The sequence below is a fragment of the Variovorax sp. PBL-H6 genome, from assembly GCF_901827155.1.
In the GTDB taxonomy this organism is placed as follows: Bacteria; Pseudomonadota; Gammaproteobacteria; order Burkholderiales; family Burkholderiaceae_C; genus Variovorax.
In genome coordinates, this window is the sequence record NZ_LR594659.1 from 1,665,234 (window position 1) to 1,677,764 (window position 12,531).

At 62.3% G+C, this 12,531-nt stretch carries 13 protein-coding genes; 10 read left to right on the plus strand and 3 right to left on the minus strand.

What is annotated here, in order from left to right; translation table 11 throughout:
• Window positions 1-33 precede the first annotated feature (33 nt).
• Window positions 34-1,020 (minus strand): TRAP transporter substrate-binding protein DctP, encoded by a 987-nt coding sequence (gene dctP, locus G3W89_RS07910; protein ID WP_162573564.1) that lies wholly within the window; start codon window positions 1,018-1,020, stop codon window positions 34-36.
• A gap of 158 nt (window positions 1,021-1,178) precedes the next feature.
• Between dctP and G3W89_RS07915 the strand changes: the two genes are divergently transcribed.
• The 6 genes from G3W89_RS07915 to G3W89_RS07940 all read left to right on the plus strand — a co-directional run bounded on the left by G3W89_RS07915 (window position 1,179) and on the right by G3W89_RS07940 (window position 5,816).
• Window positions 1,179-1,862 (plus strand): GntR family transcriptional regulator, encoded by a 684-nt coding sequence (locus G3W89_RS07915; RefSeq protein ID WP_197893534.1) that lies wholly within the window; start codon window positions 1,179-1,181, stop codon window positions 1,860-1,862.
• A gap of 25 nt (window positions 1,863-1,887) precedes the next feature.
• Window positions 1,888-2,910, plus strand: a complete 1,023-nt coding sequence (locus G3W89_RS07920; protein ID WP_162573566.1) for a Gfo/Idh/MocA family protein — start codon at window positions 1,888-1,890, stop codon at window positions 2,908-2,910.
• A gap of 15 nt (window positions 2,911-2,925) precedes the next feature.
• Window positions 2,926-3,615 carry a hypothetical protein gene (locus G3W89_RS07925; protein WP_162573567.1) on the plus strand — a complete coding sequence of 230 codons (690 nt, stop codon included), beginning with the start codon at window positions 2,926-2,928 and terminating at the stop codon, window positions 3,613-3,615.
• A 161-nt stretch (window positions 3,616-3,776) separates the two neighbouring features.
• Entirely contained in the window at window positions 3,777-4,631 is an 855-nt protein-coding gene (locus G3W89_RS07930) for a restriction endonuclease (RefSeq protein ID WP_162573568.1), read from the plus strand.
• Window positions 4,632-4,650: 19 nt separating this feature from the next.
• Window positions 4,651-4,941 carry an excalibur calcium-binding domain-containing protein gene (locus G3W89_RS33480; RefSeq protein ID WP_162573569.1) on the plus strand — a complete coding sequence of 97 codons (291 nt, stop codon included), beginning with the start codon at window positions 4,651-4,653 and terminating at the stop codon, window positions 4,939-4,941.
• A gap of 431 nt (window positions 4,942-5,372) precedes the next feature.
• Window positions 5,373-5,816, plus strand: a complete 444-nt coding sequence (locus G3W89_RS07940; protein ID WP_162573570.1) for a cupin domain-containing protein — start codon at window positions 5,373-5,375, stop codon at window positions 5,814-5,816.
• Window positions 5,817-5,890: 74 nt separating this feature from the next.
• On the opposite strand, the gene G3W89_RS07945 is transcribed toward G3W89_RS07940, so the two are convergent.
• Entirely contained in the window at window positions 5,891-6,202 is a 312-nt protein-coding gene (locus G3W89_RS07945) for a hypothetical protein (protein WP_162573571.1), read from the minus strand.
• A gap of 162 nt (window positions 6,203-6,364) precedes the next feature.
• On the opposite strand from G3W89_RS07945, the gene G3W89_RS07950 reads away from it, so the two are divergent.
• On the plus strand, window positions 6,365-7,822 hold the full coding sequence (locus tag G3W89_RS07950; protein WP_162573572.1) for an NCS1 family nucleobase:cation symporter-1: 1,458 nt from the start codon (window positions 6,365-6,367) through the stop codon (window positions 7,820-7,822).
• Between the two features lie 172 nt (window positions 7,823-7,994).
• Here G3W89_RS07950 and G3W89_RS07955 read toward each other — a convergent pair whose 3' ends face one another.
• Window positions 7,995-8,690, minus strand: a complete 696-nt coding sequence (locus G3W89_RS07955; protein WP_162573573.1) for an NADPH-dependent F420 reductase — start codon at window positions 8,688-8,690, stop codon at window positions 7,995-7,997.
• A gap of 202 nt (window positions 8,691-8,892) precedes the next feature.
• Here G3W89_RS07955 and G3W89_RS07960 point away from each other — a divergent pair, with 202 nt between their 5' ends.
• The 3 genes from G3W89_RS07960 to G3W89_RS07970 all read left to right on the plus strand — a co-directional run bounded on the left by G3W89_RS07960 (window position 8,893) and on the right by G3W89_RS07970 (window position 12,494).
• A complete protein-coding gene (locus tag G3W89_RS07960) occupies window positions 8,893-9,339 on the plus strand; it encodes a tyrosine-type recombinase/integrase (RefSeq protein ID WP_162573574.1) in 447 nt (148 codons plus the stop codon).
• A 321-nt stretch (window positions 9,340-9,660) separates the two neighbouring features.
• On the plus strand, window positions 9,661-10,179 hold the full coding sequence (locus G3W89_RS07965) for a nucleotidyltransferase family protein (RefSeq protein ID WP_174258314.1): 519 nt from the start codon (window positions 9,661-9,663) through the stop codon (window positions 10,177-10,179).
• A gap of 335 nt (window positions 10,180-10,514) precedes the next feature.
• Window positions 10,515-12,494 carry a sensor histidine kinase gene (locus tag G3W89_RS07970; RefSeq protein WP_162573575.1) on the plus strand — a complete coding sequence of 660 codons (1,980 nt, stop codon included), beginning with the start codon at window positions 10,515-10,517 and terminating at the stop codon, window positions 12,492-12,494.
• The last annotated feature ends 37 nt before the right edge of the window (window positions 12,495-12,531 follow it).

Consider the following 12,531-nt stretch of genomic DNA (forward strand, 5'->3'; position numbering starts at 1 on the left):
CGCGCCTTGCCGCTCAGCGCGCTGTCCCGAGCTTCAAAGCGCGTTGATGCGCTCGAGCGCGCCCTTTGGCCATTCGCTTCCGTACTTGTCCACGTACTTCTTCTGGGCGTAGGTGCGGAACGCGGCGAGGTCGGGCGTGTAGACCTTCTTGCCCTCCTTCTTGAACTCGTCGAGCACTTCCTTTTCTTGCGCCACGAACTTGGCCGTGTAGTCGTCGATGGCCTTTTCCGCCGCCGCCTGGAACTGGGCCTGCTGCGCGGGCGGCATCGCGTCCCACAGCTTGGTCGTTATCACCATCACGTCGTAACCGAGAACGTGCCCCGTGAGCACGAACTGCGTGGTGACTTCGTTGAACTTCATGAGGCGGCTTGCCACCAGGGGGTTGTCCTGGCCGTCGATCGCACCCGACTGCAGCGCCGTGTAGACCTCGGCGTAGGCCACCGGCGTGGGGTTGACGCCGATCGACTCTCCCAGGAACTGCCAGTACTCGCCGGGAGGCATGCGCAGCTTGATGCCCGCGAGATCGGCCGGCGTCTTGATCTCCTTGGTCGGCTTCAGGTTCACGTTGCGCGAACCGAAGTACACCGGCGTGATGATCTGGATGCCGAGCTGATCGCGCGCCATCTTGATGAACTCGCGGCCCACGTCGCTCTTGAAGGTCTTCTTCAGGTGATCCACGTCGCGGAACAGGTACGCCGAGGTCATGAGCGACCACGCCGGAATCTGCTTGCTGATGTCGGCCGGCGCAAGGTTGCACATCTCGAGGTTGCCGCGCTGCAGGGCGACCAGCTCCGTGCCCTGCTTGAAGAGCGTGTTGCCCCAGTAGGGTTCGAAGGTGAAGTTGTCCTTGATGGACGCGGCGAAGTTCTTGTAGGCCTCGGTACGCAGGTCCTGCTCGGTGAAGGCCGAACTGAAGCGCAGCTTGGTGCGGGCCTGCGCGAATGCCTTGGGCACGGCGGCCAGGGCAAGCGCCGAAGCACCAGCGGCGAGCGTCGCGCGACGGGAAAGAGTCGAACTCATGAAAGTCTCCTGTTTATGGCCGCGGACGCGGTTTCGGCATCGTATTGAATCATCAGATGATGTGCAATGTCTAAGATACTTGGGGTATTCTCTGATCCCGGAGACCGCTGCCCGATTGCATGCGCGCGGTCGATCCCGATCAGGCCAGGAGGGCCCACGTGCCAACCGATATCTCGCCCGAATCCGCGGACAGCGCCTCTGTTGGCGAGGCCGCCTATCGCCGCATTCGCTCGGACATCGTGCTGGGCCGTCTGACGCCGGGACGCCGCCTGCCGCTCGAGCGCATGAAAGAGGCCTATGGCGCCAGCGTCAGCACGCTGCGCGAACTCTTCAATCGCCTTGCCACCGAAGGCTTGCTCGTTGCCGAAGGTTCGCGCGGCTTCCAGGTCACTGCGGTCTCCTCGGCCAACCTTCGCGACGTGGCATCGATGCGGCTCCTGCTGGAGGGCCACGGACTCAAGGAGTCTTTTCTGCGCGGCGACCTCGAATGGGAAGGCCGCGTGGTCTCGGCCCACCACAAGCTGGCCACGATGGAGAAGAAGATGGCGGTGAACGATCCGTATCCTGCGGAAACTTGGCGCCAGTACGACTGGGCGTTTCACCTTGCGCTGATCTCCGCATGCGGGTCCGACCTGCTGCTGCAGACCTATACGTCGATCTGCGACAAGTACCTGCGCTACCAGATGATCGCCTCCATCTTTCGAGGTCAGGAAGCGGCCGACGAGCACCGGGTGCTGCTCGAGAGCGCACTTGCCCGCGACTGGCGGCGTGCGCAGCAGACGCTGACCACGCACGTCGATGAGTGCGTCACGCAGATGGCATCCGTGCTGGACGCGGCCTGAACCGGAATCTTCTCTTGAGGTACCTATGACATCGTCTTCCAGTGGCCCGCTGCGCATTGGCATTCTTGGCGCCGCACGCATCGCCCGTTTGTTCGTCGAAGCCGTGCGGCCATCGACAAAGGTCGTGGTGACCGCGGTTGCGAGCCGCGACGGTGATCGCGCGGCAGCCTTCGCGCGTGAGCTCGATATCGGCCGCGTCCATTCCAGCTATGACGCGCTCTTTGCCGATCCGGACATCGATGCGGTCTACGTGCCGCTGCCCAACAACCTGCACGCGGAATGGTCGATCCGGGCGGCCGCCGCCGGCAAGCACGTCCTCTGCGAGAAGCCGCTCGCGGCCAATGCAGCACAGGCGCGCTCCATGTTCGATGCCGCCAGGAAGAACGGCGTGTATCTCGTGGAAGCCTATCCTTATCGGGCGCAGCCGCAGACGCTGAAGGTTCGCGAGCTCGTCACGGCTGGCGCCATTGGCCGCATCCAGCTTATCCAGGCTTCATTCGGCTTTCCATTGACCGACGTCGCCAACATCCGCATGGACCCGACCCTTGCAGGGGGTGCGCTGATGGACGCGGGCTCCTATCCGGTGAGCTTCGTACGCATGGTGGCCGGCACTGCGCCCGTGCGTGTGTCGGCCCTGTCGTGCTGGGGTGCGACCGGCGTCGATCTGACCACCATGGCAACGCTCGAATATCCAGATGGTCTTCTCGCGCAGATCTCTTGCAGCTTCACCACTGCGAGGCACCGACATGCGTTCATATCGGGTGATGCAGGATCGATCAGCACCCCTTACTTCAACGATACGGGCGCCGCGTTTCCGCCGCTCGTGGATGTGCGCCGCGGCAGTGGATGGGATGCGGAACGCGAAGTGATCGAAACCGGATCCACGGCCGGGTTTCTGGCCGAAGCCGAATCATTTCACGACCTCGTGCGCTTCGGCTGGGAGAAATGGACGGGTGCCACGCCCGACGAGTCGATCGACATTGCGCTGACGCTCGATGCGATTGCGGCCAGCAGTCGCCGGGGCGTTCCGGTTGAAGTCGGGCGTTGAGTCGGGGCCGCAAAGATGTCGCTTCTAGGCAGTGCAGCACTGGCCATGTGGTGGGACATGGCGCCCGAAATGAAGTCCGAGTTCGAGGACTGGCATTCTCATGAACATTTCCCGGAGCGGCTCGGTGTCCCCGGATTCCGGCGGGCGTCACGCTGGACCAGTGCCACCGGAGACGAGGGCATCTTCGTCCTTTACGAGCTCGAGTCGTACGCAGTCCTTTCGTCGGATGCCTACGTCAGTCACTTGAACACCCCGACACCGTGGTCCGCCCGGATGATGCCGCACCACAGGAACATGGTCCGCAGCCAGTGCCACGTGCTGGAGTCATCGGGAAGCAGCGCTGCGCGGCATGCGTTGACCTTTCGTGTTTCGCCACTGCAAGACCGCGACAAGGACCTGCGCGAATTTTTCCGCACACTCTGCGTCGACCTGGTCCAGCGCCCCGGCATCGTGGGTGCACATCTCTTGCGGCACCAGACGCCACCCATCGCCGAAACGACCGAACAGCGCATCCGCAACTCCGCAGATCGCGTGGCCGACTGGGTCTTCGTGGCCCTGGGCTACGAGGCCCCTGTCCTCGAGTCGCTTGCCGATGCGGACCTTGCTGCAACAGCCTTGCAGGCGTCAGGCGCGGCCGAAGGCGCAATCAGCGGGTTGTACTCGCTCTCGCATTCGGCGACATCTGAGGAATTCGGGCAGCGTTGAGCCAGGTTCCGCAAGGCGTGGGTTCGTTCGCCTTGCTTCTGCGGCAGAAGTCACGAAAGCCAGCGCCTTCCCGGCGAATAGGCTCCGTCTTCGCCCAGCCCGCGGCTAGAGTCCGCCAGCCGCCCCTTGCGCCGCGGCACGAACAACAACGAGGAGCCCCCATGCCCAGACGCAGGAAGTCGAGTGCCCTGGACGACATGATCGAGCTGGTGTCGATGCTCCCGTGGTGGGCGGGCGCGGTGATGGCGCCCATCTGCTACCTGCTCCTCCATGCGTGGGCGGTGCGCGTCGCGGCCGAGATGATTGCCAAGCCGCAGCTCACGTCAGGCATCTACTACGCGCTGGGCTCCGTCGGCCAATACCTCCTTCCCTTCATCTGCCTCGCCGGTGCGGCCATGTCCGCATGGCGGCGGCACCAGAGAAAGACGCTGGCCGACAACGTGAGTGCCGCGAAAACCGCGGATGTGCTCGAAGGCATGAGCTGGCGCGAGTTCGAGCTGCTCGTGGGGGAGGGCTTCAGGCGCAAAGGCTTCCAGGTCGAGGAGCTGGGCGGCGCGGGCGCTGATGGCGGCGTCGACCTCGTGCTGCGAAAGGGCGGCGAGAAGTACCTGGTGCAATGCAAGCAATGGCGTGCGTACAAGGTCACCGTGCAAGTGGTGAGGGAGCTTTATGGCGTGATGGCTGCGAGCGGCGCTGCAGGTGGGTTCGTGGTGACCTCTGGGCGATTCACGGCTGATGCGCGGGAGTTTGCGCAGGGGCGGAATGTCCAGTTGATGGACGGGGATGCGCTCTTTGCATTGATCCGCTCGGTGCGGGAGAAGGTTCGTGATGTTCCCTCACGCGCGGCTGAAGGCAAGCCCAGGATTGAACCGGAGCTTGTCAGTAACGCGTCGGCGGCACCTGCTTGCCCGCGATGCGCAGGGCAGATGGTGCGAAGGACGGCGAAGAAGGGTGCGAATGCGGGCGAGGCTTTCTGGGGCTGTGGGGCGTTTCCCAAGTGCAGGGGCACCGCATGAATGCGGAGGAGGGCGGCGTATGACGAGGCTGATTGTTCTGGCGATCGTTTGCCTGATCGGATGGAAGGGGTACACGCACTTCGAGGAGAAGCAGCAGGCGAGCGTTGCTGCCACATCGGAGAAGGCGTGGAGCCCGACACCGAGCGTCCGGTCTGCAACCGTCAGCGCTTCGTTCAAGTGCGATGGCCGCACGCATTGCTCACAGATGACCTCGTGTGCAGAGGCGACTTACTTCTTGAGGAACTGTCCTGGGGTGAAGATGGATGGGAACAACGATGGGGTGCCTTGTGAGCAGCAGTGGTGTCGGTGAGCGGTGGAATGGCAGGTGTGCAGCGGTTTCCGTCTTTCGCTCAGCAACGGCCGAAGGCTCAGTTCGGCCAACAGCAGACCTACGAGCCGGCCCTCCAATACAGACGCAGATAGGCATGCTCGCCTTGGCCGTCGTGGGCGCGCTATGGCGCTACTTCACCCGACCATCCGCCGCGGACCTGGCCCGGGAGCGAAGCATGAGACGTCACTCCAGAGGGCAAGAAAATTGAAGGCCCTGACCGCAGCGGTGGCCGCTATGCTGCGGCAACAACCGGGCCAGAAGCGGACGCCGGAGGGTGATGGCCAAAGCATGATCAGCTCTGCCATCCACCACGCGAAACGCGGGGGATCTTGTGAATACGCTTCGGGCTATGGCTTGTGCCCCCTTCGCGCAGCGCGCAGAATCGTGCTCCCAATTTGGAGGAATGGAACATGACGATTCCGTACTTTGTCTTGACGCACGATCAGCGCGAGGTTCCTCTGAACGTGCTTGGCACGCAAGTCACGGTGTTGGCGTCGAATGCGGCAACACAGAGCTATGGGATCACTTTTCAACAGGGGGACGAGGGAACAGGTCCGCCTCCGCACAGCCACGACTGGGACGAATCCTTCTACGTCCTCGACGGTGAGATCGACTTTCTCTGCAACGGCCGCGCCCACGCGTGTCATCCTGGAACGCTCGTGCATGTGCCGCGCGGAACGGTGCACGGCTTTCAGTACGGCAAGGGTGGCGGCCGGATGCTTGAGATCACCGGGCAGAACGCTTTGGCCGCCCAAATGTTCACCGCCGTCGACCACGAGATTCCAGTGGGCCCACCCGATATTCCAAAGCTGCTGGCCGTTCTCGAGCGCCACGGTGTCACTGTGGCAGGCTGAACGGCCCACGAGGCTGTATCCAGCGTCGACAAGTGGCCTGGCCAGAACCGGACCTTCCGGCCTGCCATCCAAACCTATGCGCGAGTCGGGCGCCTGCCGACGAACGCATCATGCGCAAGGCCGATGGTTCGCTGTTCTGGCGCCGCGTCTCCGGTCGCGCGGTGGAGCGCGGCGATTCCTTCGCCGGCGCCGCCTGAGTTGTTCGAGGACATCTCGCAGGCACGGCCCGTCAGCATCGACTTCACGCCGCGCGAGCGCGAGATCGCGTAGTTCCTCCTGATGGCTAGGGCAGCAAGCAGATCGGCAAGGAACTGGGGCTGGGGCACCGCACCGTCGATGCCCACCGTGCGCGGCTCATGCGCGAGATGCAGGTGGGCACCGCCCACGGCGCGGTTGCTCGGGCGGGCCCGAGAACCAAGGGTTATCCCCTCGCATGCTCGCATCAAATGTGCATATTTTTTGCATACCAGCTTGCGTCTCAGGCGCCTGCGTATTGCCGCTCCCCCGCGTGCGGCGCCCTTCTACCTGACAACCAAGGAGCACATGCGATGGAAATCCGCAATCCTTCCCCCGGCCTCTACAACGAGGACCTGGCACCCGCCAAGGAGCGTAACTGGGGTGCCTTCAGCATCTTCAACGTCTGGACCTCGGACGTGCACAGCCTGTGGGGCTACTACCTCGCGGCCAGCCTGTTCCTGCTGTGCGGCAGCTTCACGAACTTCCTCATCGCGATCGGGCTCGGTTCGCTGGTGATCTTCTTCCTTATGAACCTGATCGGCTACGCGGGCGAAAAGACCGGCGTGCCGTACCCGGTGCTGGCGCGCGCGTCCTTCGGAGTCTGGGGCGCGAACCTTGCGGCGCTGGTGCGCGCGATCGTGGCGTGCTTCTGGTACGGCGCGCAGACCGCGGCCGCGTCCGGCGCGGTAGTTGCCCTGCTGATTCGCAGCGACAGCATGCTCGAGTTCCACAAGGGCACACAGTTCCTCGGCCACTCGGGGTTGGAGGTGATCTGCTACGTCGGGATCTGGGCGCTCCAACTGCTCATCATCCAGCGCGGCATGGAGACGGTACGCAAGTTCCAGGACTGGGCCGGTCCCGCCGTGTGGATCGCGATGCTGGTCCTGGCCATCGGCCTGTGCGTCAAGGCCGGCGGCTTCTCCTTTGACCACGGCATTCCGCAAGAAGTGCTGCTGGCAAAGACCAAGGACGCCGGCGTGAGCGGCGAGCCCGGCTCATTCTGGGCCCTGATGGCGGTGGCGGCGACCTGGATCACCTACTTCGCTGCGCTCTATCTCAATTTTTGCGACTTCTCGCGCTACGCCAGGAACAAGGACGCGGTGAAGAAGGGCAACATCTGGGGCCTGCCGATCAACCTGATTGCGTTTTCGCTGGTCGCCGGCATCACCACCATCGCGGCCTTTAAGGTGTATGGCGAGGTGCTGCTGCACCCCGAGCAGATCTCCGCCAAGTTCGACAGCTGGGTGCTGGCGCTGATCGCCGCGCTGACCTTCGCGGTGGCCACGCTGGGCATCAACGTGGTGGCCAACTTCGTATCGGCGGCCTTCGACATCTCCAACGCGTTCCCGAGGCAGATCAACTTTAAGACGGGCGGCTACATCGCGGCGGCCATCGCGTTGGCGCTCTATCCGTTCGCGCCGTGGGAAGGCAACGCCGCGCACTTCGTCAACGCCATCGGCGCCACCATGGGCCCGCTGCTGGGGATCATCCTGGTCGACTACTACCTGGTGGCCAAGTGCAACATCAACGTCGCTGCGCTCTACCAGGAGCACGGCGAGTACCGCTACGAAGGCGGCTGGAACGTCAATGCGCTGGTCGCTGCGGGCGTCGGCAGCGTGTTCTCCACCTTCCTGCCCAACTTCACGAGCCTTCTGCCCGCCTGGTGGAACACCTATGGTTGGTTCTTCGGCGTGGCCATCGGCGGCGGCGTGTACCTGGTCATGGCAACGCTGCGGCCGCGCAACGCCGTCGCACCCGCCCGCGTTTGACGGCCAAGCTCACGTGTTCAAGAGACTGTGGGAGATTTCATCGTCGAGCTTCAGCGCAAGCACAAGGTGGTCAGCGTCTACCTACATGCCGTCTGCAGGAATACTTCCCAGTCGATTGAAGGCTAGCGGGCGGAGAACGGCAGAAGCGGACATTGCGAATGGCCCTCGGGACTCAGCCCTTGAAAGGCGTCAGGTATGGTGCCGCGGCGATATCAGCGACTTTGCGGTAGCTCGGTATGTCCGTCTTGCTCGCGCTTGCCAATGCTTCTTCGAGTTGCGCGGCGTTCAGGTCTTTGCAGTACGCAGGGGTTCCGGGTTGCTGCCTCCACGATTCAGCGAGCGTTCCGCCATCAATGGCATCGAACCCCAACTCGCGGACTACGCCTTGTACAAGGTGCTTGGCTTCAGTGTTGTCACCGGCAACTGAAAGTGCAATCCGTTCAGCGCTTCCACCCGGCTGGCCGCGTGTCGCCAAGCTCTCAGCCAGGATGTTGTTGAAGGCTTTGACGACCGGCCTGCCCAGCACCGAAGAAATCCATTCGCTGTCCGTGGCCCCTCCCTCGACCTGTGCCATGACACCATCGCGGGTGGGGTAGTAGTTGCCTGCATCAACGACTACAGCAGGGTTCCTACGCAGCACTTCATGGGGAAGGTCGGCGACCGCCAATTGCGGGATGGCGATGATGACCAAGTCCGCAGCGCCTGATGCTTGCTCGACCGTCGCAGCGACCACTCCAGTCTCGGCCGCGAAAGCCGCGAGCGTTGCCGGTCCCCGCGAGTTCGCAATCAGCACTCGGTGGCCCAACGCCTTGAGGTTGCGCGCGAGCGTGCTGCCAATGTTGCCCGATCCAATGATTCCAATGTTCATCTTGAGATTCCTCATTCAAAAATGGCAATTATTCGAACGACGGCGTTCCCGACGGCTGACAGGGTCAAGATGGCCGACCATGCTTGCATAGCCGGAAGGGTGGCATGCCCTGCCAAACTGATGCGTAGCGCGATGTCCGCTTAGGGGCCCCCCGGCGACCTTGGCGCAAAGTTTCGATCCCTAAACTGCACAGGAGATCGACATGAACGCTTCCGCAATCTCTGGGCTGCGCGCACCCTGGAACAAGGACAAACTCGTCGGGCAGAAGCGGCCATTCAAGCTCAAAGAAATCTGGGCGGTCCGGACCCGGCTTCAACTGTCTTGCCGAACCCGCGACCTTGCACTCTTCAATCTCGGCATCGATAGCAAGCTTCGCGCCTGCGACTTGGTCAAGCTGCGGGTGCGCGACGTGGGGACGCGGCAGTACGCGCGCATCGTCGACAGCTGGGTGGAGGAGATCGGCTTGGACTCGGCGGATTACGGCACCCATTCGATGCGTCGGACCAAGGCTTCCTTGGTCCACCGCCGAACCAGGAACCTGCGCGCGGTGCAACTGTTGCTCGGGCACACGAAGCTGGAAAGCACCGTGCGCTATCTCGGGATCGAAGTTGAAGACGCTGTGGAAATAGCCGAACAGACGGAAGCCTGACCTGCCCTGGCGCCTCAAAATGGCGGGCGCCAGAGAAGGGCAAAATGCGGCCAGAAGCGGCCCGTCGGTTGCGGCGCAGAATTCGTGGAACAGCGGACCGACGCCTGTTCAGAAGGAATAGTCAATGTTGCCGGTCAACGTGGTTCAGCGCCAGTTCGAGGCTTACAACGCACATGACCTCAGTGCTTTCCTGAACGGCAGCATGCGGCAACACCCGACAGTCGACCTGAACCCCTAACGTGGCCATCATCCGTGAACCTGCCCTCTCAGCCTGAACTTGAGACACGACTCGTCACCCTGGTGCGCTCGTCGAACAGCTTGATGGCTGCTTTGAGGGCCGTCCGCTCTCTCGGATTGAGTTCTTGGTGCATTGGCGCGGGCGCCGTACGTTCGCTAGTTTGGGACGCGCTCCATGGCTATGAACGGGCATCAGCACTTGAGGACGTCGACGTCGTCTACTTCGACGACGTGGCCTGTGGTCCGGGTCAAGATGCAGACTTGGAAGGTCGCCTCGCCAAGGCTACCCCGGCGGTGCGTTGGGAGGTCACCAATCAAGCAACCGTCCATGACTGGTTCGCCAAGAATCTGGGTGAGGTGGTGCCACCAATTCGCTCCCTTGAAGAAGGCGTGGCCACTTGGCCGGAGTTCGCCACATGCGTGGGGGTCAACCTGGATGACGAGGAATCGATAGGGGTTATCGCTCCGCACGGACTCGACGACCTGTTCGCACTGGTCGTTCGACACAACCCGATGAGAGCGAGCGCTGCGACCTTCCGGCACCGAGTGCAATCAAAGCGGTTCGGCGAGCGATGGCCGTTGCTTTCCATAGAAACATGCTGAAGGCCGAGTTCCGGCTATGAAGTTGACGGGGCCGGGACCCGGTGGCCGCGCAGCGGACATTCAGCGCCCCCCTTGCAGCCGGCGGCAGCTGGCCCTGCGTCACCGGGCTCCATCGCCTTCGAAGTCAAACTAGTGCGGAGCCTAGCGAGGCGTTGCCGTCCTGCGCGAGACAGTGGCTTCAAGACCCCTCAAGCCTTGACCAAGATTGCCTCGGTAGGGTAAAAGGCGGACGTTGCCATTGGAATTGCGTTTCATTCTCGATACCTCTGTTCCCCCTCCTGTCTGCCGGCTCACGGTCGCGCAATTGCCTCTGTGTGCCCTAATATGGGTACAGGATGGAACCGACTAAAACCAACTTCCCCCTGGGTCTACCGGTCGAGGTCGCAAGCGACCCCTCCTTCTCCTTGCTTCAGGTTGTTGAAGCCGAGGACGGCCGGATATTTCGACGCCTCGTCGAAACGGTTCTGGACTACGCCATCTTCCTCCTGACGCCCGACGGGCGTGTCGCGTCATGGAACGCTGGCGCGGAGCGCATCAAGGGATACCAGGCCCACGAAATCGTCGGGAGGCACTTCTCGGTGTTTTATCCACCCGAAGCGCTCGCTCGAAACTGGCCGGCCGAAGAGCTGCACCGCGCCGTGCTGGATGGCAGGCTCGAGGACGAAGGCTGGCGAGTGCGCAAAGACGGCTCTCAGTTCTGGGCCAATGTGGTCATCACGCCGGTGCTTGGGCCCAACGGCGCACTGCTTGGCTTTTCCAAGGTCACGCGCGACCTGACGGAGCGCCGCCGCGCTGAGGAACGCGTACGCGACAGCGAACGCGCGCTTCGGCTTTTGGTGAATTCGGCTCAAGACTACGCCATCTTCATGCTTGACCCCCAAGGTCGAATCACCAGTTGGAATTTGGGCGCCGAACGCATCAACGGTTACACCGCGTCGGAGGCTATCGGACGTCACTTCTCAATGTTCTATGAGCCGGAGGCGCTGGCCGCAGGCTGGCCGCAGGAAGAACTCCGACGAGCGGCCGCTACCGGCAGCTTTGAAGATGAAGGCTGGCGGCTCAGAAAGGACGGCAAGCGCATCTGGGCGAACGTTGTCATCACTGCCTTGCGAGGGCAGGCCGGCGAATTGCTCGGCTTTTCGAAGGTTACGCGAGACTTGACGGAGCGCAAGGCGCACGAAGAGGCCTTGCGCGAAAGAGAGGAGAGCCTGCGTCTGTTGGTTGATGGTGTCAGAGACCATGCGATGTTCTTCTTGGATGCCGATGGCCGCATTCAGACTTGGAGTCTGGGAGCCCAGCGGGTATTTGGATATGCGGCCGAGCAGGTGACGGGCCGAGATGTTTCCATGTTCTATTCCGCTCAGGACCGCTTTGAAGGCAAGAGCGCAGCCGAGCTTTCGGCGGCACTTCTCGCTGGGACGACGACCATTGTTGGTACACGATGCAGAGCGGATGGCTCGCCGTTTTGGGCAGAGATAACCACGACGTCAATTCGCGACGGCAACAACAACTGCAAGGGCTTCATCCGAATCGTTCGCGATACGACCGCAACCAAGCGTGCGGAAGCCCTGGAGTTCGAAAGCAAGAGGATTTCGGAGTTCATTGCCGTTCTTTCTCATGAGCTTCGCAATCCGTTGGCCGCCATCAAGAACGCTCTTGAACTGCTGCGGCGGCCTGTGGCCAAACCAGATGCCGCACGGTACGTCGATATGGTCGGCCGCCAAGTTGCCCACATGGCGCGACTGATAGATGACCTTCTCGACGTCAACCGAGTCATGCGAGGAAAAGTGCGGCTTGAACTGGAAGTCCACGAACTCGATGAACTGGTAAGCACGGCTGTCGAGTCCGTCAAGGCAGCTGTCGCTGCGCATAACCACACTTTGCATGTGCGCAGTGCGGGTCACAGAAGACGCGTCCGTGCGGATGCCACCAGGATGACCCAGGTCATCGTCAATCTGTTGACCAACGCCGTCAAATACACACCCGATGGCGGGCACATCGAAGTGATAGTTACAGGTGACGGTGAAGTCGCCCATCTTGAGGTCAAGGACAACGGCTTGGGAATGACGGACGTTTTGCTTCAGAGAGCCTTTGAGCCTTTCGTCCAGGGAGCTTCAGATGCAAACGCAGAGGGTGGCCTGGGTATTGGCCTCGCACTGGTGAAAAGCATCGTCGAACAGCACGGCGGCCACGTGGCGGCAGTGAGCGCCGGCCTAGGCCAAGGCACCGCTTTTACTGTATCCCTGCCATTGTCCAAGGAGCCTGAGGTGGACAAGGGCTCCCATCCGGTCGTTCACGGAAAGCCCGCGCCCTGACTTTTAGGGCGAAGTCGACACCTGCGGAGTAGTCGGG

What these genes read in the sequence shown, in the direction of transcription:
- G3W89_RS07970 (WP_162573575.1), top strand. Translation starts at nt 10,515, where the DNA reads ATGGAACCGACTAAAACCAACTTCCCCCTGGGTCTACCGGTCGAGGTC.
- G3W89_RS33480 (WP_162573569.1), top strand. Translation starts at nt 4,651, where the DNA reads ATGACGAGGCTGATTGTTCTGGCGATCGTTTGCCTGATCGGATGGAAG.
- G3W89_RS07930 (WP_162573568.1), top strand. Translation starts at nt 3,777, where the DNA reads ATGCCCAGACGCAGGAAGTCGAGTGCCCTGGACGACATGATCGAGCTG.
- dctP (WP_162573564.1), bottom strand. Translation starts at nt 1,020, where the DNA reads ATGAGTTCGACTCTTTCCCGTCGCGCGACGCTCGCCGCTGGTGCTTCG.
- G3W89_RS07955 (WP_162573573.1), bottom strand. Translation starts at nt 8,690, where the DNA reads ATGAACATTGGAATCATTGGATCGGGCAACATTGGCAGCACGCTCGCG.
- G3W89_RS07940 (WP_162573570.1), top strand. Translation starts at nt 5,373, where the DNA reads ATGACGATTCCGTACTTTGTCTTGACGCACGATCAGCGCGAGGTTCCT.
- G3W89_RS07960 (WP_162573574.1), top strand. Translation starts at nt 8,893, where the DNA reads ATGAACGCTTCCGCAATCTCTGGGCTGCGCGCACCCTGGAACAAGGAC.
- G3W89_RS07950 (WP_162573572.1), top strand. Translation starts at nt 6,365, where the DNA reads ATGGAAATCCGCAATCCTTCCCCCGGCCTCTACAACGAGGACCTGGCA.
- G3W89_RS07925 (WP_162573567.1), top strand. Translation starts at nt 2,926, where the DNA reads ATGTCGCTTCTAGGCAGTGCAGCACTGGCCATGTGGTGGGACATGGCG.
- G3W89_RS07965 (WP_174258314.1), top strand. Translation starts at nt 9,661, where the DNA reads ATGGCTGCTTTGAGGGCCGTCCGCTCTCTCGGATTGAGTTCTTGGTGC.
- G3W89_RS07920 (WP_162573566.1), top strand. Translation starts at nt 1,888, where the DNA reads ATGACATCGTCTTCCAGTGGCCCGCTGCGCATTGGCATTCTTGGCGCC.